At 69.9% G+C, this 22,353-nt stretch carries 20 protein-coding genes; 5 read left to right on the forward strand and 15 right to left on the reverse strand.

Translation table 11 applies throughout. The features are described from left to right. The first annotated feature begins 21 nt into the window (after positions 1-21). The 3 genes from ACH34S_RS06615 (at position 22) to ACH34S_RS06625 (ending at position 1,973) form a co-directional block, all read left to right on the forward strand. The gene (locus tag ACH34S_RS06615; RefSeq protein ID WP_395951508.1) at positions 22-642 is read left to right on the forward strand and encodes an HdeD family acid-resistance protein; all 621 of its coding nucleotides are present in this window, start codon (positions 22-24) and stop codon (positions 640-642) included. Beyond that, on the forward strand, positions 639-893 hold the full coding sequence (locus ACH34S_RS06620; RefSeq protein ID WP_395951509.1) for a hypothetical protein: 255 nt from the start codon (positions 639-641) through the stop codon (positions 891-893). The genes ACH34S_RS06615 and ACH34S_RS06620 overlap by 4 nt, the downstream gene beginning before the upstream one ends. Positions 894-1,355: 462 nt before the next feature. Continuing rightward, positions 1,356-1,973 carry a DedA family protein gene (locus ACH34S_RS06625; RefSeq protein ID WP_395951510.1) on the forward strand — a complete coding sequence of 206 codons (618 nt, stop codon included), beginning with the start codon at positions 1,356-1,358 and terminating at the stop codon, positions 1,971-1,973. 279 nt (positions 1,974-2,252) lie between these two features. Here the strand turns inward: ACH34S_RS06625 and ACH34S_RS06630 are convergent, their stop codons facing one another. The 10 genes from ACH34S_RS06630 to ACH34S_RS06675 all read right to left on the reverse strand — a co-directional run bounded on the left by ACH34S_RS06630 (position 2,253) and on the right by ACH34S_RS06675 (position 13,906). Beyond that, complete coding sequence (locus tag ACH34S_RS06630; protein ID WP_395951511.1) at positions 2,253-2,408, reverse strand: hypothetical protein; 156 nt, start codon at positions 2,406-2,408, stop codon at positions 2,253-2,255. A gap of 340 nt (positions 2,409-2,748) precedes the next feature. After that, entirely contained in the window at positions 2,749-3,507 is a 759-nt protein-coding gene (locus tag ACH34S_RS06635) for a GntR family transcriptional regulator (protein ID WP_395951512.1), read from the reverse strand. Between the two features lie 50 nt (positions 3,508-3,557). Next, positions 3,558-4,514: a PfkB family carbohydrate kinase gene (locus tag ACH34S_RS06640; protein ID WP_395951513.1), complete on the reverse strand. Its 957-nt coding sequence runs from the start codon at positions 4,512-4,514 to the stop codon at positions 3,558-3,560. After that, the gene (locus ACH34S_RS06645) at positions 4,511-5,395 is read right to left on the reverse strand and encodes a hypothetical protein (RefSeq protein ID WP_395951514.1); all 885 of its coding nucleotides are present in this window, start codon (positions 5,393-5,395) and stop codon (positions 4,511-4,513) included. The genes ACH34S_RS06640 and ACH34S_RS06645 overlap by 4 nt, the downstream gene beginning before the upstream one ends. A gap of 62 nt (positions 5,396-5,457) precedes the next feature. Further along, entirely contained in the window at positions 5,458-6,468 is a 1,011-nt protein-coding gene (locus ACH34S_RS06650) for a nucleoside hydrolase (protein ID WP_395951515.1), read from the reverse strand. Between the two features lie 41 nt (positions 6,469-6,509). Beyond that, positions 6,510-8,858 carry a N,N-dimethylformamidase beta subunit family domain-containing protein gene (locus ACH34S_RS06655; protein WP_395951516.1) on the reverse strand — a complete coding sequence of 783 codons (2,349 nt, stop codon included), beginning with the start codon at positions 8,856-8,858 and terminating at the stop codon, positions 6,510-6,512. Continuing rightward, complete coding sequence (locus tag ACH34S_RS06660; protein WP_395951517.1) at positions 8,855-10,135, reverse strand: ABC transporter permease; 1,281 nt, start codon at positions 10,133-10,135, stop codon at positions 8,855-8,857. Before ACH34S_RS06660 ends, ACH34S_RS06655 begins: the two co-directional genes overlap by 4 nt. Continuing rightward, positions 10,132-11,265 carry an ABC transporter permease gene (locus ACH34S_RS06665; RefSeq protein WP_395951518.1) on the reverse strand — a complete coding sequence of 378 codons (1,134 nt, stop codon included), beginning with the start codon at positions 11,263-11,265 and terminating at the stop codon, positions 10,132-10,134. The genes ACH34S_RS06660 and ACH34S_RS06665 overlap by 4 nt, the downstream gene beginning before the upstream one ends. Further along, on the reverse strand, positions 11,262-12,854 hold the full coding sequence (locus ACH34S_RS06670) for an ABC transporter ATP-binding protein (RefSeq protein ID WP_395951519.1): 1,593 nt from the start codon (positions 12,852-12,854) through the stop codon (positions 11,262-11,264). Before ACH34S_RS06670 ends, ACH34S_RS06665 begins: the two co-directional genes overlap by 4 nt. Then, positions 12,851-13,906: a BMP family protein gene (locus ACH34S_RS06675; protein WP_395951520.1), complete on the reverse strand. Its 1,056-nt coding sequence runs from the start codon at positions 13,904-13,906 to the stop codon at positions 12,851-12,853. Before ACH34S_RS06675 ends, ACH34S_RS06670 begins: the two co-directional genes overlap by 4 nt. 140 nt (positions 13,907-14,046) lie before the next feature. Here ACH34S_RS06675 and add point away from each other — a divergent pair, with 140 nt between their 5' ends. Both add and ACH34S_RS06685 read left to right on the forward strand, forming a co-directional pair. Beyond that, a complete protein-coding gene (gene add, locus ACH34S_RS06680) occupies positions 14,047-15,144 on the forward strand; it encodes an adenosine deaminase (protein ID WP_395951521.1) in 1,098 nt (365 codons plus the stop codon). Positions 15,145-15,612: 468 nt separating this feature from the next. Continuing rightward, positions 15,613-16,560, forward strand: coding sequence for a sulfotransferase domain-containing protein (locus ACH34S_RS06685; protein WP_395951522.1), 948 nt, complete (start codon positions 15,613-15,615; stop codon positions 16,558-16,560). A gap of 363 nt (positions 16,561-16,923) precedes the next feature. On the opposite strand, the gene ACH34S_RS06690 is transcribed toward ACH34S_RS06685, so the two are convergent. The 5 genes from ACH34S_RS06690 to ACH34S_RS06710 all read right to left on the reverse strand — a co-directional run bounded on the left by ACH34S_RS06690 (position 16,924) and on the right by ACH34S_RS06710 (position 22,343). Beyond that, positions 16,924-17,172: an SCO4226 family nickel-binding protein gene (locus tag ACH34S_RS06690; protein ID WP_395951523.1), complete on the reverse strand. Its 249-nt coding sequence runs from the start codon at positions 17,170-17,172 to the stop codon at positions 16,924-16,926. Positions 17,173-17,687: 515 nt separating this feature from the next. Then, positions 17,688-18,371 carry a carboxymuconolactone decarboxylase family protein gene (locus tag ACH34S_RS06695; protein ID WP_395951524.1) on the reverse strand — a complete coding sequence of 228 codons (684 nt, stop codon included), beginning with the start codon at positions 18,369-18,371 and terminating at the stop codon, positions 17,688-17,690. A gap of 12 nt (positions 18,372-18,383) precedes the next feature. Next, the gene (locus tag ACH34S_RS06700; RefSeq protein WP_395951525.1) at positions 18,384-19,847 is read right to left on the reverse strand and encodes a flavin-containing monooxygenase; all 1,464 of its coding nucleotides are present in this window, start codon (positions 19,845-19,847) and stop codon (positions 18,384-18,386) included. Beyond that, positions 19,844-21,130, reverse strand: coding sequence for a M20/M25/M40 family metallo-hydrolase (locus ACH34S_RS06705; RefSeq protein ID WP_395951526.1), 1,287 nt, complete (start codon positions 21,128-21,130; stop codon positions 19,844-19,846). Before ACH34S_RS06705 ends, ACH34S_RS06700 begins: the two co-directional genes overlap by 4 nt. After that, positions 21,123-22,343, reverse strand: a complete 1,221-nt coding sequence (locus tag ACH34S_RS06710; protein WP_395951527.1) for a M20 family metallopeptidase — start codon at positions 22,341-22,343, stop codon at positions 21,123-21,125. Before ACH34S_RS06710 ends, ACH34S_RS06705 begins: the two co-directional genes overlap by 8 nt. Positions 22,344-22,353: the final 10 nt, after the last annotated feature.

The raw sequence follows: 22,353 nt of genomic DNA on the forward strand, positions 1-22,353 counted from the left end.
CGACGAGCAAGGGGGGACATCATGACCTCAGCGCCATCGGAAGCGTTCGGGCCTGCGAACCCGCGCACGTCTGGCGGCGGGGTCACGATGCGGCTGGCCACCGGCGCCTGGGGCGTCGGCGCAGCCGCCGGGATTCTCGCGGCACTGCTGGGCCTGGCCATCGTGACCTGGCCGGACGCCACCATCGGCGTCGTGGCCTTCCTCTTCGGCCTCAACCTGGTGATCCACGGCATCTACCAGATCGTGCAGGCCATCGCCGCGGACGAGGCGGGCGGAGCCGCACGCGTCCTGTTCACGCTGCTGGGCGTGCTGTCGCTGGCCGTCGGCGTGCTCGCCATGCGCGACCCGCTCCAGACCGTCGAGATCCTGGCCCTCCTCCTCGGCCTGTTCTGGCTGATCAGCGGCACGATCGGACTCGTCACCACACTGACGGAACCGGCTCCGGAGGGACGCGGTGGGACGGCCCTCCTGGCGAGCCTGTGCGTCCTCGCCGGACTCCTCCTGCTGGTCTGGCCCGGGATCACCCTGACCGCACTCACCTGGATCACCGGCCTGTGGCTCATCACCTGGGGACTGCTGACCACGGCCCTGGCCCTCTGGATCCGGCACGCCGGCAACCGAACAGCGAGCACGAACCGATGACCGATCCATCGGCCAGCCCCGGCTACGAGATCCGGATCAGAGGCCGCATCAGCGACGCGCTCCAGCACGCGTTCGAGGACCTCAACATCCGCGTGAACCCCGTCGAGACAGTCGTCTGGAGCCCCGAACTCGACCAGGCCGCCCTGTACGGCGTCCTGAAGACGATCGAGGCCCTGGGTCTCGAACTCGTCGAGGTGCACCGCCTCCCCTGCGCTCTCGCGCCGAACCGGCTTAACCCGTCCAACCGGTAAGCCCGGGAACCCGGGTGCTCTCCCGGCCAGAGCCCGTCCGGACGAGGCCGACACCGTCCTCTCCGACTCGTTCCCGAAGGGGCGCCGACCGTGCATCAACTCGTCCGGACAACGCAGCCCTTTGGCGAAGGGGACGGCACGACGACGAGCGTGTGGTGCAGTAGTGGTCGGCCCCGCGCAGAACCAGGACGTAAACTCTGCTCGCCGGTCGCGTGGCCATTGCCGTTGCTGCAGACGATGACTCGATGCCCCACCCACGAATACACCGACCGGCATGGTGAGCACAGCGCTGACGGTAGTGATGAAGAGCTCATGTCCAGGAAACGCTGGATGGCATCCCGTTCGTCAATTCATGTCCTGGATCTCATCTGCTGAGCTTCGGACTCACCGATCGGGAATCACATCACGTGGCAAGACAGTCGTCTTGATCAAGCGAACCACACCGACGTTGGATTTCCGGCCGTGAGCGACGCCATCTTGGACGCCCTGCTGGGGATCATGACGTCGCCGTGGATCTACGCCGCCTTGTTCGGGCTCGCCTTGCTCGATGCCTTGGTCCCCGTGGTCCCCAGCGAGACTCTGATCGTCACCGCCGGCGTGTTCGCGGCCCACGGGCACACGGTCCTCCCGTTGGTCATAGGTGCCGCGGCCCTCGGCGCTTTCTGCGGCGACCACGCCTCCTATGCCGTCGGCCGCTTCGCCGGGGGCCGTCTGGAACGCTGGATGCGGGACGGGGCCCGCAGACGCGCCGCGTATGAGCACGCCCAAAGGATCCTCGCCGAGCGTGGTGGTCTCCTCCTCGTTGTCGCCCGGTACATCCCAGGCGGACGGACCACTGCGACGCTCCTAATGGGCATCGTGCGGTATCCGCTGCGCTCGTTCACCTCCTTCGACGTGCTCGCCGTGGTCCTGTGGGCGGCCTACTCCGCCCTCATCGGCTACTTGGGCGGCGCGGCGTTCCAGGATCACCCGCTCAGGGGGCTCCTCCTAGGACTCGGCCTTGCATTGGCGGCCACAGCACTTGTCGAGGCGGGCCGCTACCTGCGCACACGGAACCGCCGTGGCAAAGACCGAGTCTGATCGTCCGATCCGGCGTCCGCCCACCGGCGAAACGGCAACGGCACGCTTGGGCACGGGCACCGGCTCATAGGTCCCGTCCGGTCCCGCGGCACGCTGATCCACAGCGGGCCGTCCCCGGCCTGCACGGTCTTGTCTTTGCCGCGGCCGTTGCGTGAGTTGCCGGAGCTGTTCCTGAGTGATCGTCTTGGTCATGGCCCGGGTGCACGGTCATCTCACCCTCCAGGGCGCGATCCAGGACCGCCTTGCGGCTTGGCCGCGTGGGGATCAGTGCGGGTCCGATCAGCCGCAGCGCCCGCTGCCCCAGGTGTCGGAGGTCAGCGCGGCATGGGGCCACCGCCGCCTCAGCGACCATGCCGCCAAAGGCGACCTGCTGCACCGGCCGACCGGCTCGGCCTCATGCACGGCGCCGAGCAGCTCGGCCTCCAGCCGGTCCATGTCCAGCCGCGCCGAGGTCTGTGACGGGCGGTGGTTCCCGCCCGTCGGCGTGCGCGGTGCGGATCGCGGTGATCGCCTTGGCCACGGCGTCCACGTCCGGCGGCCGGCGATCGTGTTCCTGCCACAACAGGGCATCCACTCCCTCCCCGAAAGGACCTGGCCCCCACGGTCGGCGACACGACCCTCTTGGATCAGTCCCACCGCCGTGTGATTGGCCACGAACGGCATGCTCCTCGTCATCGGGTATCGGGTCTACCGCGCCTTTGTAACCGATCCGATGGCGACAAAGTCGAAGCCGATGGCCACCGAGCCGTACGTGACCATCGGCGTCGGGCGGTCGTCAGTCCTTGCGCCGGCGGTGAACCTGAAAGGAGAAGTCGCTGCCGCGATGGTAATCCTGAGACAGCAGGATCGGCTTTCCGTCGCTGTCATTGTGCTCTTGAGCGAGCAGCAGCCAGGCTGTGTCCGATGGCATGCCGAGCCTTTCGGACTGTTCGGCGCCCAAATGTACGGCCGAGACGGTGGCGATGGCCGCGGAGATGGCGTGACCGGCCTCCTCGAACAGGGTGAACAGGGATCCGGTCCAGTCGATTTCCGATATCGGCTGATCGAAGATCGCTCGGTTGAAGACATCGATGCTGTAGACGACCGCGTCGTCATCGTGCGTTCGCAGGCGTTCCAGCCGGATCACCGTGTGGCCGGGCGACAGCCCTAGGGCCGCGCGTTCGGTGCCGGTCGGTTCATCGAGCTTCACCGACAAAACGGTGTTCGTGACCCGGAAACCACGGCTGGCGAGCATGTCCGTCACGCCTTCGAGGCGGGTGAGCGGGCGCTGCACCGTGGGGCGAGCGCGCACGAACCGGCCCAGCCCTTGGCGCGACTGCACGAAACCCTCTTGCTCAAGAAGCCGGAACGCTTCTCGGACGGTGGTCCTGCCGACCTTGTGATGGGCGATCAGTTCGTTTTCGCTCGGTAGCCGGTCGCCCGGTCGGAGGTTGGTCTCAAGAATCATTCTCTCCAGCTCGTCGCGCAGCGTGTGCGCCAACGACTGGGACTCGCCCGGCCCGGGCTGGGTGGAGATGTGGCGTTTCTCTGCCATGGGCGTGGTCGTTTCACTAGGCATTCGGTAGAGGTGAAGATGGCGCTGCGTCAGCTGGGCCGTCGGCGCCTCGTCCCAGAATGTGGAGCTAGTTCGCTTTCCCACGATTCGAGCTCTCGCCGGGTGGGATATGAGGGAGCGCAGAATCGCTTGGTCACTGAGTATGAGGCGACCGTGACGGCGGTCAAGCAGGCATGATACAAGGATGCGCCGGTTGACAGCCGGGCCGCGAACGCTCCCGCGAATGCGTCGCCGGCGCCCGTGGGGTCCACGGTGGCGACCTGTGGCGCCGCGAAATGGGTGGACGTCTCCGAATCGAACAGGGTCGCCCCGCACGCTCCGTGAGTGACGACGACGGCGGGGATGCCGAGGTGTGCGCTGAGCGCGGCCGGGATCTGCGCCGCCGGCGGTGCCGGCAGCCCGCAGGTGGCGAGGAGGTCGTGGCCTTCGATGTCGTTGACGATGAGGACGTCGATGCCGGCCCAGGGGTCGGGGTGGGTGCGGAACTGCTCGACCGGACTGGGGTTGCAGATGACGGTCACCCGTTCCGGCACGACGCGGGCGGCGTGCAGGCTGACGGTGAGCGGGATCTCCCCCTGGATGCTGAGGACGTCGCCCGCGCCCGCGCCGGCGAGTGCCCGGTCGACATCCGAGCGGGTGAGGGTGTCGGCGGCGCCCGGCCACGTGGCGACGATCTGCCGCGCGTCATCGGCGACGAGGATGAAGCTGCGCCCGGTGTCGGTGCCGGGGACACGGATGGTCCCCGACGTGTCGATGCCTTCCCGGTGGAGAAGCGTCAGCGCGTGAGCCCCGGCGGAGTCGGCACCGAGGTTGCCGACGAACCTGGTGGACGCCTCCAGGCGGGCGGCCGTGATCGCCTGGTTGGCGCCCTTGCCTCCGTCGCTGTCGGCCAGCGAGCGAACCGCCACGCTCTCGCCCGCGCGAGGCAGAGCACGGCAGGACATAAAGCTGTCGAGAATGTAGGCGCCGACGATGTGAACCGTCATGCGTTGATTCCCAGCCGTAGCGGGGCGATGGACGCGCTGTCCACAGTGACCTCCATGTCCGGGTGGTCGTGGGCGAGGGTCACCGGATACATGACATCGGGTTCGCCGGTGAGCAGGAGGACACGGACGATGAACTGTTTCCACGCGCCGCCGTCGGTGATGAGGTGCAGTTTCCGGGCGGACAGGATTTCGCTCATGCCGATGGTGATCGCCATGCGGGGAATGGTCTGGGTGTAGCCACCGGTGGTGCGGTGCGAGTGCGCGACGATCGTGTCCTCCAGCAGCGGGACGATGCGCGTCGTCGACGCCTTGAACTCCTCGACGGAATAGCGGTGCCAGCGAGTGGTGGGCGGCTCGTTGAAGGCGAGATGGCCGCGGTATCCGAATCCGGCGAAGCACGTGTCGGCGCCGCCGGCGTCACGCAGCCGGCTGGTGAATGCGCTGGGGTCGCGTACGTCGGGGTAGACGATGTTCTCCGGCGCCGGACGCAGCTCGGGGTCGAGCAGTTCGTAAAGGTTGCGGTCGCAGAACCCGCGGAAGCTGAACGGGTGGTCGGCCCCGATCTGCCGGCCCTGCCAGTCGAGGAATTCGTCCATGTGGAATGCGTGGACATCGCGCCAGTGGATCCGCTCCTCGTTGCAGATCCGGGCCAGCAGCGGATATTGGGACTTCGGGCCTACGGGCAGAATCCACCGGGTCGGCTCGCCGGCGTCGTTGTTGGCCTTGATCTCATCGGCCATGATCCGGGCGAGCCAGGAATAGAGCTCGTCGAGGGACGGCAGCACCCGGACCTTGTGTCGGGTCTCGGCGACCAGCTCATCGACGGGCATGGTGAGCTGCCGCTCGGTGAGGTCGTGGGCGCGTGGGGCGGTGGGCCGCATATGTGATCCTGTCGTTTGTCGGGACATGGGGGCGTGGTGCCGCCGGTGGTGGTGCCGCCGGGCTAGCCGGCGGATGCCTGTTCGACCGCGGCGGGATGCGCGTCGCTGCCGGTCAGGGTCGCGATCACGTGCCGCGCGAACGCGTCAGGGTCGGCGGAGACGGCGACGTTGACCGCGCGGTCGCCGCCCCTGACGACGCGGCCCTGGCTCGGGCCGCTGGTGACGATCGCGGTCTCCACCGTCTCGAAGCGGCAGATGCCGGCGTCGCCGAGATGCGAGGCGGTCAGCGAGTCCCAGCAGTAGTAGGGCTGCCCCGTGCATTCCCAGGTGCCGAAGGTCATCGCCCACAGGGTCGCTACGATCGTCGCGGCGCCGCCCGGGCTTGCCGCACGGGTCAGGTCGCCGACGAGTTCGCTCGTCACCGGTACGTGGTTGGTGGCGTCCAGCGGGTAGAGCGTCAGCGGCAGGGAGCTTTGCCAGACCCGGCGGGCGGCGTCGGGGTCCCAGAAGAGATTCCATTCCGCGTCGCCGTCGTGGCCCGGTCGGTCGACGTTGCCGTCGACGTCTAGTGCGCCACCCATGATCACGACTTCGCGGATCTTCTCCTCGATGTCCGGATGCTCGTCCAGGCTGCGGGCGAGGTTGCTCAGCGGGCCCGTGCAGACGACGGTCACCGGTTCCGGAGCGGCCAGCACCTTCCGGGCGAGGTCCTTGTGGGCGGGAAGCGGCATGTTGGCGGCGGACGGGCGGCGTGCCGGGTCGGGTTCCGATGGGTGGCCCGGGGACGGGCGGCGTGCCGAGTTGAGAATCGGAAGGTGGTCGACGCGGAGGCTGTCGACCCGCCAGGCCATGGGAAAGGGGTTCCGTCCTTCCAGGATCCCGGGTGCGGCGCGGACGTCGTCCCGCCCGGCGAGGCGCAGCATCTTCGCGGTGACGGAGAGCGCGGGTTCGAGCAGGCAGTCCGCGGGGGTGACGGCGACGCCGACCAGGGTGACGTGCTGGTAGCTCAGCAGGAGTTGCAGTGCGGCGAGATCGTCGAGGCCGCCGTCATGGTCGAGGTAGACCAGGGTCATATCTGTCCTTCCGGTGACATGCGGAGGGGGACGGAGCGCGGTCAGGGTCCGTGGAGGAACTGCTCCAGCACGTTCTCCGTGATGGCGGCCACGTTGTTGCGGCCGTGGTCCCACGTGATGCTGGCGTTCCAGGTGATGGATCCGACGGAGAACACCGCCCCGCCGCCGGGCAGGGTGCGCAGAGTCATGTCCGCTCGTACGGCGTCCGGGGCACCGGTGTTCGCGGCGTCGGTGTTCGCGGCGTCGGCGGCTTCCAGGAAGAACGGTGGGTGACGGCCCGCCGACGTGGCGAGCAGGAGCGTGTCCGGATGCCGCGGGTCGGGGCGGAAGCCGTCGATCTCGTCGCCCGCCGCGCCGTGCAGCGCGTGGCCGAACTCGCCGACGACCTCGTCGGGAACGCCGGCGAAGACGAAGGCGGCGGCCGTGCCGTAGGACGCGGGCAGCCTCCGGTAGCCGCTCGCGCGCGGCCAGCCCTGCGCGGAGAAGGCGACCCCGAGAAGGTGGTGGGGTGGCCGGCCGCGCAGCGACCAGAGACCACCCGGCCGACCGTTCGCGACCATGGTCGCCTCCTCCTCCGGGACGCTCCACCAGCCGCCGTCGCCGCGGCGCCGGACCTCGATCCGGTGCGGCGCGTCCGCCGCGCGCGACGCGATCCAGTAGAAGCCGTTGCCACCGAGGTACATCAGCCGGCCGCCGGTCCGGGTGAAGGCGGTGACCGCGTCGTGCATCTCCTCGCTGACGTACTCGGGATGGCCGCCGGTGATGAGGACGCGGTAGCCCGACAGCAGTTCGGCGCCCTGGTCGTGCAGGTGCTCGTCGGAGGTGACGTCGACCTGGTGGCCGGTGCGCCGCAGCCAGCGCAGGAACCGCAGATCGGCCGGGTAGTGGCGGTGGGCCCCGGTCAGCCACCAGCGGTAGTCGGGATCGATGCTGAGGATCGGCCGCAGCCGTGAACTGTAGACGGCGGCCGTGCCGTCGGCCCGTCTGTCGTAGAGAGAGGCGCCCAGCCGTTCGCTGGTGTTCAGGTAGGTGTTGTCGTCGTCCAGGACGACAGGGTGGTCGCTGACGGTCCGGTAGTCGCCGAAGAAGGACCGCTCGGAGCGTTGACGGTGGTTGGCGTAGGCCAGGTAGGTGAAAGTGGGGAGGAGCAGCAGCGCCCTGGCCGGTCGGCGGTCGCCGCCGGAGCCGGCCGCCGCTCGTGGTCCGGGCGACGCTGGTCGTCCGGGTGACGCTGGTCGTCCGGGTGACGCTGGTCGTCCGGGTGACGCTGGTCGTTCGGGTGACGCTGGTCGTTCGGGTGACGGGCTGACGATGAGCGGCAGGTCGAGGCGATCATGAGCGGTCGCGACGCGTACGCCGAGAACTCCGCTGCGTTGCCGCGCGCCGATCCGTACCCGGGCGACGACCGGCCAGCCGGCGTCGTCGAGGTCGTCGGAGCTCAGGTGGAGCGCGCGGCCTGCGCCGCCACCGTGGCCGCACAGCCCATCGGCCGGATGGTTGACGATGAAGAGGCGCGGCCCCGCCGCGGCCGCCCGTGCGTTCCCGTGCGTAACGCCGGGATCACCGGCGCTCTCCGCGGCGGGCCCGGCGGTGATGTCGGCGAAGTTCCACCCGGCGATGGTCGCCGCGTCCCCGGCGAGGAGCGCGGCCGGTCCGGGTTCGCCGCGGGCGTACCGTTCGGCCTCCTCCCGCCCGAGTTCCCGGCCGAGGATGACGAGGTCCTCGATCCGGCCGTTGAACGTGTCCGACGGCGCGGCGCCCGCCGCCGCACGCGCGCCTATGGTGACCTGCCAGCGGGAAACAGCTCCGGCCGGACGCTCCGGTCCGGCGGCCCCTGCCCGCCGGGTGCTGCCCTGGTCGTCGGTGAGCAGCAGATCCGCTCCGCCGGCGGTACGGACGAGGGTCAGCAGATACCAGGTGCCGGCGTCGAGCCGGATCCCGGTTTCGGTGGCATGCCCGGCGACGTCGATGACGACGACGCCCCGGCCGTCCAGGCTCCAGCGGGTGTGACCGAGCGGCGCCGCGCCCGGCGGGCCGGGGTGTTCGACCAGCTCGGCCAAGGTCTGCCGGCGACCGGGTACGGCGTTCTCCGTTCGCAGCCACATCAGCAGGCTGATGTCGTCGCCGATGTGGCCCCAGACGCCGGTCTTCATGAACGAGCCCGTGGGCAGCACGGCATCGGTGAGCGTCCGCGTGCGCTGACGTACCTCGGCCCCCGCCGGGCGATCACCCCCGTCCAGCGCGATCGGTTCGACGGTGAACGGCACCGAGGCGGGGACGGCGGCCGGCCGGTCCGCGAGCAGCGCGGCGTGGACGCCGACGAGTTCTCCCGGCGCGGCCGTCCACGTCGACAGGTAGCCCGCCAGCCGCCCCCCGGTCGCCGCCGTCATCGGTCGATCTCCCTTCGGCGGTAAGGGAGCCCGTCGGCCGCGGGCATCTTGAGCCGACGCGCGGAGACCACCAGCACGACGAGGGTGACCGCGTACGGCGTCGCGTACACCAGCTGGGGCGGTACCCGGTGGACGAGGCCGAACAGGACGATCCCGGCGACCCCCACGCCGAGCGAGGACAGGGATGCCCGGTACCGCCCGCGTAGCAGCAGACCGCCGCCCAGCACCAGGAGCGCCAGTCCGGTGAGGAGGATGAGGCCGCGCACCGCGCCGGACTCCCGAAGTTGGAGCGCGTCGGTGTACCCGAAGAGCAGGGACCCGGTGGCGGTGCCGCCCACCCGCCAGTTGCCGAAGATCATGGCGGCCAGCCCGATGTAGCCCCGGCCGGCGGTCTGCCCTTCCCGGTAGAGGCCGCTGGCCACCGTCACCAGGAAGGCGCCCCCGAGACCCGCGAGCGCGCCGGAGATGACGACCGCGACATATTTGATGCGGTAGACGGCGACGCCCAGGCTGTCGGCCGCGGCCGGGTTCTCGCCGATGAACCGCAACCGGAGCCCGAACGGCGTGCGCCACAGCACCAGCCAGGTCCCGGCGAACAGAACGACCGCGAGCAGGGTGAACCAGGAGACGTCGGCCACGACACCGCGCAGCAGGCCGGCCACTTCGGACAGCATGAACAGGTCGCCGCGTTCGACCGCACCGAGCAGGTCGGGGCTGTCCCATCCGCCGACGCGGCCGCCCGCCAGCACGGGCACGGTGAAGGCGCCGATCTCGCCCCGCACCGGTGGAGACTGGGTCGACCCGGCCTGCGGCAGGCCCGACCAGTTGATCGTCGACAGGTAGCGGACGAGGCCGGGTGCCAGGAGGTTGATCGCGACGCCGGATATCACCTGGTCGACACCGAAGGTGACCGTGGCGACGGCGTGCAGGAGACCGCCGAGCGCGCCGCCGATGGCTCCGGCGACGACCCCCGGCCATACGCCGTGGGCCGCGCCGACCCAGGCGGCGCTCCACGTGCCGAGGATCATCATGCCCTCCAGGCCGAGGTTGGCGACACCGGCGCGCTCGCTCCACAGCGCGCCCAGGGCGGCGAGCCCGATCGGCACGGCCAGCCGCAGCGCGGCTCCGACCAGCCCCGAACCGGTCATGGCCGGCACCCCGGCCATCTGGTGGGCGGTGGCGACGATGAACAGGCCGATCGCCGCCAGGCCGAGCATGCGCGGCATCGGGACGACGCGGAACCACGCCGTGGCGCCGCGCCGGGCGAGGGCCGTCACAGCGCCGCCGCCCGCTCGGCCGGGCGCGCGGAGTCCGCCGACCGGGCACGGACCAGCCGCGCGGTCTGCCGCGCGGTGCTCCTCCTGACGACCTCGTACGCGATCACCACTGACAGCACGATGACTCCCTGCATGATGGTCGCGATCTCCTTGGGGATGCCGTCCAGGTCGAGGATCTGCGCGCTGCGTTCCAGGAGGCCGAACAGCAGCGCCGCCGCCGCGATGCCGGCGGGCCGGTTCCGGCCGAGCAGGGCGACGGCGATGCCGGTGAAGCCGATGCCGGCCGGGAAGTCGAGCCCGTAGCTGTGGGACTGGCCGAGCAGATACGGCAGGCCGGCCAGGCCCGCGAGGCCGCCCGACAGCAGCATGGTGATGACGATCATGCGGCGCGGATCGATGCCGTTGGCCTCGGCGGCCGGTGCGTTGAGGCCGGTGGCGCGCAGCTGGTAGCCGTACCACGTCCTCGTCAGCAGGTAGTGCACCCCGGCGCCGATGACGAGCGCGATGAGCAGGAAGCCCCAGAGCGCGACGGTCGGCGGCAGAGACATTCCGAACGCCTCGGCGAGCGAGTTCAGGGACGGCATTCGTGCGCTCGCGGGCAGGGGCCGGGTCGCGGTGCCGGCGCTCGCGCCCGCCGTGGACGCGAGGTGGTTGGCCAGCAGGTACGCGGCGATGGCGATCGCGATGTAGTTGAGCATGAGGGTGGAGATGACCTCGTTGACGCCGCGGGCGACCTTGAGCCATCCGGCCAGGCCCGCCCAGGCCGCGCCGACCGCCGCGGCGATCAGCACGATGAAGGCGATGTGCAGCATGCCCGGCGGGTGGACGACGGCGCCCAGCGCCGCGCCGGACAGCGCGCCGAGCTGGTACTGCCCTTCGACGCCGATGTTGAACAGCTTCATGCGGAACCCGACGGCGACGGCGAGCCCGGCGAGGAAGTACGGCACGGCGCGGTTGAGCGCGGAGACGATCGACTCGGGGGTCCGCGCGTAGTCGATCATCAGGGCGAAGGTGCGCAACGGCGGATGCCCCGACAGGCCGAGCACCAGCGCGGCGATGGCCGTCGCCAGCAGCGCCGCCGACACGGGGGCGGCGGCGCTCAACGCGACGCGCCGGACCACGCCGCTCACCGCCGGCCCCCGTCGCCGTCACGGTCGCCGTCGCCGTCGCGGTCGCCGTCGCCGTTCCCGTCGCCGTTCCGGGAGACGTGACCGGCCGTCATCAGCGAGCCGAGCCGGCGAGGTGTGAGCCGGTCCGCCGGGATCGGATCGCTGATGCGACCCGAGAACGCGACGTAGATGGTGTCGGAGAGGGCGATGAGCTCCTCCAGATCCGCTGACACCAGCAGAACGGCCAGCCCTTGGTCTCGGGCGTCCCGCAGGTGCCGCCACAGTTGCGCCTGGGCCCCGACGTCGACGCCACGGGTGGGGTGGGCGGCCAGCAGGACCTTCGGGTGCGTCGACATCTCGCGGCCGAAAACGAACTTCTGCTGGTTCCCTCCCGACAGGGCATAGGCGGGCGTGGCCGGGCCGGGGGCCTTCACCCCAAAGGTGCGCAGGACCGCCTCGGTGGCGTGCTGGACGGCCCGCCGATCGATGCGCCAGGGCTTGAACGTGGCTCGCAGCCGCTCATTGCCGAGCAGCAGGTTCTCCCACAGCGCCGCGCCCAGCAGCATTCCGTGCCGTTGGCGGTCCGCCGCGATGGACGCCAGCCCGAGCCGGCGCCGTTCGACGACACCGAGCATCGTGATGTCGCGCTCGCCCAGGCGGATGGTGCCCGCCCGCACCGGCAGGAGGCCGAGTACGGCGTCGAGCACCTCGTTCTGCCCGTTGCCCTCGACACCGGCCAGCCCCACGATCTCCCCCGCGTGCACGGTCAGCGACGCCTTCTCGACCGGCGACCGGCCGTCCGCCGCGACGGTGAGGTCACGCAGCCGCAGTCCGACCGTGTCCCGGGGTACGGTGCCGCGCGCCGGAACGGCGGGCAGCCGCCCACCGACCATCATTTCGGCGAGGAGGGTCTTCGTCGCGTCCGCGCGATCGACGGTGCCGACCACCCGCCCGGCGCGCATGACGGTGATCCGGTCCGCGGCGGCCAGCACCTCGTCCAGCTTGTGGGAGATGAACAGCACGGATATCCCGCGCTCGCGGAGGCTCCGCAGGCTGTCGAGCAGCCGGTCCACCTCGTCCGGCACCAGGACGGCGGTCGGCTCATCGAGAATGATCACCTTGGCGTCCCGGTAGAGCACCTTGATGATCTCCACGCGCTGCCGCTCGCCGACCCCGAGGTCGCCCACGGCGCGATCGGGGTCCACCGAGAGCCCGTGGGAATCGCCGATCCGGGTGATCCAGGCGCGCGCGGACGCCCGGTCCAGCAGTCCCCGGCGCCGGGTTTCGGCGCCGAGGACCACGTTCTCCCAGACCAGCAGGTTGTCGGCGAGCATGAAGTGCTGATGGACCAGGCCGATGCCTGCGGCGATCGCGGCGCGGGGGGTGGTGAACCGCACTTGCCGGCCGGCCATGCTCAGGGTCCCCCGGTCAGGACGCTCCTCGCCGTAGAGGATCTTCATCAGCGTGGACTTCCCGGCGCCGTTCTCTCCGACGATCGCGTGGATCTCGCGGGGTCGTACGGTCAGGGACACCTCGTCGTTGGCCAGCACGCCGGGATACCGCCTGCTGATGTTCGCGGCCTGCAGCACCGCGGCTGCCTCACTGTTCATGGCGTGGTCGGCACCGTAATCTGGCCTGCGATGATCTGTTTCCTGAGCGCTTCCAGCCGGGGTTCGATGTCATCGATGAATCCACCGGAGGTCGAATAGCCGACCCCGTTCTCCGCCAGGCCGAACCGGACGCTGCCCGACTGCGGCCGTCCGTTCGCGTAGTCCTTCACGAACGTGGACACGGCCACGTCCAGGCTCTTCACGGCGCTGGAGAGCACATGGGATCTCTGTGCGGCATCCACGGTGTGGTACTGATCGCTGTCGACGCCGATGGCCCACTTGTCCGCGGCGACCGCGGCCTGGAAGACCCCGCGCCCCGACGCGCCGCTGGCGTGGTACACGACGTCCGCGCCGCCGTCGTACATGCCCTTGGCGGCCTCTTTCGCCTTGTCCGGCGAGGAGAATCCGGTGAAGTCCGGGGGCTGCGTCAGGTACTTGACGTCGACCTTGATCCGCGGGTTGATCTTGCGGGCGCCGGCCTCGTACCCCGCCTGGAACTTCTGCTGCGGCGGCGTCTGCACCCCGGCCACGAATCCGATGTGGCCGGTCTTGCTCTTCAGGGCGGCGGCGGCACCGACGAGATAGGACGCCTGCTCCTCGCTGAAGACGAGCCCGGTCACGTTCGGTGCCTTCACGGCGTCGTCGTCTATGACGGCGAACCGCGTCTTCGGGTAGGCCGGGGCGAGCTTCTTGACCGGATCCTGGAAGAGGAAGCCGACGCAGATGATCGGGTTGTAGCCGGATTCCGCGAGCAGCCGGAGCAGCTCCTGGCGGTCGGTTCCGCCGGCGTTGGGGCTGAGTTCCTTCGCCTGGATGCCGAGCTCTCGCTTCAGCGAGTCGATGCCCGCGCCGACGCCGTCGTTGTACGACTTGTCTCCGCGGCCGCCGATGTCGTACACCACCCCGAGCTTGACCGCCGACCGCTTCTTGCCGCCCGAGGCGGACCCCTCGCCGGACGTCGCGGCAGAGCCGCCGGAACCGCCGCATCCGGCGAGGACCACGGCGATGAGCATGGCGACCGCCACCGCTCCCGCCGTTCGAAGTCTGGGCATGAGCCCTCCTCAGATCTTGTACGGCGTCCGCGCTCGTCTTTGCCGACCCGATCGCGGCGACCGGTGGCCGCACGCTACACAGATAACTGGCAAGTGGCAAGCACTTGTCTGTTAAGTGGTTGTCCTGCGATGATCCGGCGATGCGATCACAGTCACCGGGCGGCCGGCCCACATCGGCGCCCCTGCCGCCCGACCGGATCAAGGCCCTGCCGAAGGTGCTGCTCCATGATCATCTGGATGGCGGGCTACGGCCGGAGACCGTCCTCGACCTCGCGGCCGAGGCCGGTGTGCCGCTGCCGGTCAGCGGGCCTCGCCTCCTCGCCCAGTGGTTCGCCGACAACGCGAACTCCGGGAGCCTGGCGTCCTACCTCAACGGATTCCGCTACACCTACGGCTTCATGCAGAGCGTCGCCACCGTGGAACGCGTCGCCTACGAAGCCGTGGAGGATCTCGCCGCCGACGGCGTGATCTACGCGGAGGTCCGCTTCGCACCGCAGATGCACATCGCGGCCGGCCTCACAATGCTGGGCGCGCTCCGCGCCGCGGCGGACGGCCTACGGGCCGGGGTCGCCGCCGTCCGGGCCGGCGGCGGCGACATCGACGTCCGCCTCATCGCCTGCGTGGAGCGAGACCTGCCGATCAACGACGACACGATGGACGCCGCCATCGCCGCATGGGAGCAGGACCTGATCGTCGCCGTCGACCTCGTCGGCCCGGAACTGGGCCACCCGGCCGCGGCCCACGCCGAGCAGTTCGAACGCGCCTTCCAGGCCGGCGTGCCCGCGACGATCCACGCGGGCGAGGCGGACGGCACCGAATCGATCCGGCAGGCGATCGAGCTCCTGCACGCCAGACGCATCGGACACGGTGTCACGCTGGGACGGGAGCTGACCGAGGGTGCCGAACCCGCCGACGGAACCGTCGCGAAGCTGGTGGCCGACCTGGGCGTCACGGTCGAGTGCTGCCCGTCGTCCAACGCGCACACCGGCGGTGTCGAGACGGTGCGCGACCATCCGATCGCCAAGATGACCCGCTGCGGGATCAAGACGACGATCAACACCGACAACCGGCTCATGAGCCGGACGAGCCTGAGCCAGGAGACGACACTGCTCAACACCGAACTGGACGCCGGCTTCCACGAGCTCCGCGACTACAACATCCGGGCCGCCGAGGCCGCGTTCCTCCCCACCCGGGAGCGCGACCAGCTCATCACTCGCATTGCCCGCTTCCGGCCGTAGCGCCGTCCGCCCAGGCTCGCACGTCGGCTACGGCAAGCACCGCCAAGACCAGGATCGCCGCGACGGCGATCATTCGTCCCCGCGAGAGGCGGCCGAAGACCACGCGCCTGAACAGCGTGTGCCCAGCAGGAACAGCACCGGGTCGGAGCGGCGGCGGATGATCGAGAGCCTGTTGTATCGGGTGTTGTGGTTGTGGGACACCTTCGAGACCGTCCGCACCATGCCAGATCCTCGCAGCCGCATCGCCGGTACACACCACCGGCACTCCTCACTCTTCTCACAAGGGCACGGTGGGTCTGCACTGGACGCATCGACCATCATGGACGGCGCCAGACTGGGCCTACCGAGGACGACAGCGCAGCCTCGGGCCAAGGGGGACCAGGTCCTCCTGGCTAGCTCCCACCACGGAAGTCGGGGCAACCCACGACTCGGTTGACGGCCCGATCTGGTTGCCGCCATTCTCCCCGCATGGGCTTGGGGGAACGCGTTCGCTACCAGACCTCCTTTACGGACTCGGCCCGCTGGGACGGGTTCGTGTTCCGTCCCGGCGACATCGTGATCAGCACCCCGGCGAAGTGCGGCACGACCTGGCTGCAGATGATCTGCGCCCTGGAGATCTTCAAGACCGCGACATTCGACCGGCCGCTCGACCAGATCTCGCCGTGGCTGGACGTCCTGCTGCGCCCGCTCACCGGAGTGCTGGCCGACCTCGAGGCACAGGCGCACCGGCGGTTCATCAAGACCCATACGCCCCTCGACGGATTGCCCTTCGACGACCGGGTCACCTACCTCTGCGCAAGCCGGGACCCCCGGGATGTGGCCGTGTCCTTGGACAGCCACGCCGGCAACACCGACCGGGCCGTGTCCCTCGCATTGCGGGAGGATGCCGTGGGCGCCGTGGTCCTTGACGAGTTGCTGGCCGCAGCTCCGTCCCTGCCGAGCGGGACGGCGCGCGAGCGCTTCTGGTCCTGGGTCAATCCGGCCGCGCCAGGGAAGGCCGTGTCCGACCTGGAGATCATGCTTCACCATCTAGACACGTTCTGGCAGGTCCGCGACCAGCCGAACATCGTGCTGCTGCGCTACGAGGACCTCCTTGATGACCTCGAAGGGCAGATGCGCTACATAGCAGCCCGCCTCGGGATCGCCATCACCGAGACGGCCTGGCCGGACCTGGTCCAGGCCGCCACGTTCGCGGTCATGAAGGGCCGGGCCGGCGAGCTCGCGCCCGAAGCCAGCCACGACGGCTTCTATCACGACCACAGCCAGTTCTTCCACAGCGGATCAACAGGCCAGTGGCGGCAGGTCCTCAGCGAGGAGGAGCTTCCCCGGTACGCCGCCCGAGTCGCCGAATGCGCGCCCGCGGACCTTGCCGCCTGGATCCACCGGCCCGCGCTGCCAGCGGCAGGCAACCTCTAAGAGCGCGGTGCACGAGTGAAGACGCGCCGGAGCTGACCGCGGAACCGGTGGCGGACGGCGCCGTGCCGTCGCAGCCGGTGATCTCGCCCGGCGGGTGCCGCGTCGCCTACGCCGCCGCTCCGGCTGGCTTCAAGACAGAGCGTCGAATGTGCGCGATTTGGCTGGCCGCCGTTGACGGTAGCTCACCATCGGCGAAGCCGACCGCCATCAGCCTGACCGCCAGGCCTGGTCCCCGAGGGCTCGGTGGATCGCCGTCCTGGGCGGCCCAGGGGCGGAGAGATCGGCGGCTGGCGGTGGCCGAATGCCGCCTGACCTCGGCATGCTCGCCCCAGGCGAGCCACACGATTCTGCTTGGACGGGCCGTCAGACGCTCAGCGGGATGGGGTGGATCTCGTCGGCGCGGTGGCCTGCACGCTCGTGGACGCGCTGCACGGCGGCGGCGTCGGGAGCCTCCGAGAGGCAGAAGACCGTGCCGGACTCCGGGTCCGCCCAGGCCCGCTCGAAGGAGACGCCTTCCTCAGCCTGGAGGGCCAGATCGGCCTCGTGAGCTTCCCTCAACTGGTCGCCAGATATGCCGTTCATCCCGTGGTGAACGTCCATGAACTTGGACATTGCCGTACCTCCGCCGGTTGGAAGCCCGGCTCAGAGCCGGGTTCATCACCAAGACGGACCCCGTTTCCTTGCACCGATCGCCGCTTCCACTGTATCGCCGCCCTGCCGAGGTGCGTCATGGCCCGTGGGGCGGATGGGCAGTGGGATTCCGATGTCACCGACGAGTGCACGCGAACTTTGCCGTCGAGAACCCACCGTGTCATGGCGGGCCACCCGCAGCCCGGTGGTGGCGGTCTCCGGGGAGGCCGAGCGCGACGACGCGCCCGTGATCGGCGGCGCAGCTGCTCGAACGGCCCTGCCGGGCCGGCCGGGCACCGCCACATACCCGCCTGCGCCACCACCATCGCGCCCAGGCGACCGGTCCCCGCGATCGCCCGAGCGCGTGCTCGCCGCACGCGCTCCTGCCCATATACAGCCTTCGCGGGAGGGCGTCGTCACGGATGCGCCCTCTTCCGACGCCGCGTCCGCCTCGCCTCGTTCGGGTCGTGGTGGTGAACGGCCCGGGAAAGAACCAGCTAGCCGGAGCGGTCTAGTTCTTCCTGGAGGATGGGGAGGCCGATTTCCAGTGTCTGGATGCCGATCGTGCTGGCGATTTCCAGGACGGTGACGATGTCGTCGGGTGTCGCGCCATGATTGACGGCATTGTCGATGTGGACCTTGAGACCGTCCGTGAACAGGTGGGTGGCCGACGCGTCTATTGCTATGTAGATCAGCTCTTTGACCTTCGGTTCGAGAATGCCCCTCTCCCAGGGGATCGCGGAGAAGTTCAGATAGGCGCTGAAGAAGGCGGGTGCGCGCTGCAGGACGTCTTCCCAGGACTCGTCCCAGTAGCCGCGGCGTCGGACGAATTCGGCCTTGGCGGCCTCGCGGTCGGTGCCGTCGTCTGGACGGGACGAGGGCGCCAGGTCGCGCAGGAGCGGGAAGCCGGTGCTCGCCGCGTGGATGCCGAGGACGGCCACGAGCTGGAACGTCTCCATGATCTCCGCGCGGGTCGCGCCGTGGTCGAGCGCCCCGCGCACATGGCGGCGGATGCCGGGCTCGTGGAGGTGGGTGACGGCGGCGTTGACCGCGAGCGCGATCAGCTCGCGGGTTTTGGCGTCGAGGGTGGAATGCCGGTGGGGGACGCTCGCCAGTTCGACGCAGGCGGCGAAGAATTCCGGGGCGGCGGCTCGGAGCGGCTCAAGACTGTGCGGCGGCATCCAGATCCCCGGTCATCGCACTTTGATGAAGCCTAGAAAGGGCAGCGCCTTGGTGAGCAGGTAGTACTCGCCGTGCGGCTTCGGCCATTGCGTGACGTTGCGGCCCGATTCGGCGTGGTAGTAGTTCGTGCAGCTTCCATCGCTGGACGAGGTGTTCTTGCGGATCTGGCCGTCGACCCACCGGACCCACCGGTCGGTGGCCGACGGGCGGGTGTCGACGGCGCGGAACCGCTTGCGCCGCATCGTGGCGACCGTCCGCGCCGCGACCTCGGCCTGCCGTTCGAGTTGCGCGATGACGGAGAACCCGCCGTTGGTGTTCGGGCCGTACAGCATGAAGAAATTCGGGTATCCGGGGACGGTGATGCCCAGGAACGCCCTCGGGTCGTCCTTCCACGTGTCGTGAATGGACACGCCGCCGGTGCCGCGCACGTCCAGCGACGCAAGGAACTTCGTCGTCTGGAAACCGGTGGCCATGACGAGGACGTCGATGTCGCGCTCTACGCCCGTGGCGTCCACGATTCCGTTCGGCGTCACGCGGGTGACCGCGTGCGGGACGAGTTCGACGTTCGGCCGGTTCAGCGCCGGATAGAAACCGGTCGACAACACCGGGCGCTTGCATGCCCACGGATAGTCGGGCGTCAGCTGGGCGCGCAGCTTCGGGTCCTCCACCGTTTTCTCAAGGTACTCGTGGCACAGCCGCAGAATCTTCCGCTGCGTTCTCCCGTGCGGATTGTATCCCTTGAACAGCATCCGGAATTTCCAGAACATGAACAGCCGCCGGACCTTCTGAACAAAGGGCAGCCTCCGGAAGAGGGCCCGTTCGCGGGGGGTGAAGTCGCGTTCGTCCTTCGGCAGGACCCAGCCCGGCTGCCGCTGGAAGACGTACAACTGCCCCGCCTTTCCGGCGATGGCGGGGACGACCTGGCTGGCGGTGGAGCCCGTCCCGACGACCGCGACCCGCTTTCCGGTCAGTTCGTGCTCGTGCTCCCAGCGCGCGGTGTGGAACTTCGGGCCCTCGAAGCGGTCCAGGCCCGGCCAGTCGGGGTAGCGGGGGCGGCTGAGCAGGCCGAGGCAGCTGATCACCACCTCGAACGGCTCGGCCGTGCCGTCCGCCAGGCGCACCTCGTAGCGTGCCGTTTCGTCGTCCCAGGTCGCCGATTCGACACGGACGCCGAAACGGCAGTGGCGCCGCACATCGAACCGATCGAGGACGTGCTCGGTGTACCGCTGCAATTCCTCCTGCCCGGCGTGGGTGCGTGTCCAGTCATAGGTCAGGAAGGAGAAGGAATAGGCGTGGGACGCGATGTCGACCTCGCAGCCGGGATACCGGTTGTCCCACCAGGTGCCGCCCGGTCCATCCGACTGCTCGAAGACGGTGAAGTCGGTGAGCCCCTTCTTCTTGAGCTTCACCGCTGCGGCGATGCCGCCGAGTCCGCAGCCGATGATGGCTACCCTGGGCCCTCGCGTTCCACTCACAGTGACATCAGTCTTTCCATTACTCGTACACCGAACCGGAGCGCGTCCACAGGGCAGCGTTCGTCCACGCCATGGAACATCGCCGGATAGTCGTAACCGGAAGGTAGGAGTATCGGCGTGAATCCGTACGTTTCCATACCGAGCGTGCGGAACCATTTGTTGTCCGTGCCGCCGCTGAACACGAACGGCGCGACGGCGCAGCCGGGGCTTTCTCCGCGCAGCGCCTCGGTGAGAAGGCCGAACCATTCGCTCTCGTGGTCGGACAGGACGGACGGGCTGCGCCGGAGCAGTGACACCTTCGTCCTGTCGCCGAGGCGGGACGCGAGGTGCTCGTCGATCTCCTCCTCGTGTCCTGGGACGAAACGGCAGTCGAACCGCGCCCACGCCTCGCCGGGGATGACGTTCTCCTTGTAACCGGCCCCGATCCTCGTCACGTTGACGGTGGTGCGGATCCCGGCGCCGAACATCGGGGCGAACGGCCCGGTCCGCGTCGCCAGGACGTCCGCGACGTCGGCGGGGTCGGTGACGGGACGTCCCGCGATCTCGGAGGCCAGCACCCGCATCGGATCGATCACCGTGTACGGGCGCGCGGACGACACCAGCCGCAGCGCCGTCTCCGCGAGCCGCGGGATCGGGTTGTCGCGCGGGATCATGCTGCCGTGCCCGGCGACGCCTTCCTCCCGCACCTCGTACCAGCGCAGCCCCTTGTCGGCGACCGACACGGCGAACAGCGGCGGGCCGCCGGACGAGACGGGCACGTTGAACCCGCCGACCTCGCCGATCGCCGCCGCGCATCCCTCGAACAGGTCCGGACGCTCGGTCACCAGATGCCCGGCGCCGAGCCGCCCGCCGGTCTCCTCGTCGGCGAGGAACGCCAGCACGAGGTCGCGGCGCGGCCGGCGGCCCGCGGCGAGCGTGCCGCCTACCGCGGCGAGGGTCATCGCGACCGCGTTCTTCATGTCCACGGCGCCGCGGCCCCAGACGTGGCCCTCCGCGATGTCGCCGCTGTGGGGGTGCCGCGACCAGTCGGAGGCGTCGGCGGGGACGGTGTCGAGATGGCCCTGGATGAGGAGCGCGGGCGCGCCGGGGTCGGTTCCGGCGACCCGGGCGACGACGTTGGTACGTTCCGGCTCCGCCTCGATGACCTGGGGGTCCAGGCCCATGTCCGACAGCAGTGCCGCGACGTACTCGGCGGCCTTCCGCTCGGTTCCGCCCGGGTTCGTCGTGTCGAACCTGATGAGGTCGGAGCAGATCTCCTCGACCGGCGCGGGCTGGTCAGGCATCGGTGCCGCCGAGCGTCAGCGCCGCGACGGCGTAGGTCCGGACGGCGGTGAGGTAGTCCTGGACCGCCACCCATTCGTCGTCCCAGTAGCAGTCCATCGAGCCGGGGCCGTAGGTGACCGCCCTGATGCCCGACTCCCAGAAGATCGGCGTGTCCGGCCAGGCGGGATGCGAATCGTGGGCGGCGGCCGCACCGGTGCTGCGGCGGTGCGCGGCGGCGACGTCGGCGAGGAGGGGTTCGCCGGGCGGCACCCGAAGCGAGCTGCGCGGGTTCTTCAGGCAGGTCGCCTCCAGTTCGACGTCCACCGGGAATTCGGCGAGGCGGTCGACGGCGCGTTCCACGGCGGCGCGAACGTCCCGCAGGACGTCGTCCTGCGTCTGCGCGGCGGGGAACCGGAAGTCGAAGGTGATCTCGCACCGTTCCGGGACGAGGTTGTGCGCCACCCCTCCGGAGATCTGCGCCGCGTTGCAGATCTTGACGTCGTCGAGCACCGCGCCGTCCGCGCCGGTGATCGGCATCGCGAGCACCTCGCGGACGATGTCCGCGGCCCGCGCCACGGCGTTCACGCCGATGTCGAGCGCGGTGGTGTGCGCGGCCCTGCCGCGCACGGTCACGGTGACGTAGGCGATGCCGCGCTGGCCGGTCAGGACACGCAGGCCGCTCGGCTCGCAGTTGATCGCGTACGCGCCGCGCAGCCCGTCGCGGAGCGCCTGCCGGGTGCCCTCCCCGCCCTCGAAATGGTTGGGGACGGCGAGGACGACGATGTCGCGCGGCAACGGTACCTCGGCCCTGGCCAGCATCGCCGTCGCCATCGTCATCGCCGCGGTCCCGGCCTTCATGTCGGCGACGCCGACGCCGTAGACGCGGCCGTCGTCGATCTCGCCGCCGAACGGGTCCCGCCGCCACGACCGCGACGGCGGATACACCTCCATGTGGCCGTTGAAGATGAGCGCGTCTCCCGGATCGCCCGCGCCGGATGCGCGTGCCAGGACGTTCGGCATGCCGTCCGTGCCCGAGCCCGGAAGCTCGACCGCGAGGCCCGCGTCGGCGAGCGGGGCGGCGAGATGCTCCGCCGCGGCCGTCAGCGCCGGTCCGTCGCCCCAGACGCTCGGGATACGGAGAAAATCGCGGAGGAAGGCGACGAGTTCCGCTTCGTGCCGGTCGATGAGGCCGAGCACGCGGGCCGCGTGATCGTCCGTCGCTACCGTTGCCATGCCGTTCGCC

It is taken from the genome of Actinomadura sp. 3N508 (assembly GCF_044326375.1).
GTDB lineage: Bacteria > Actinomycetota > Actinomycetes > Streptosporangiales > Streptosporangiaceae > Spirillospora.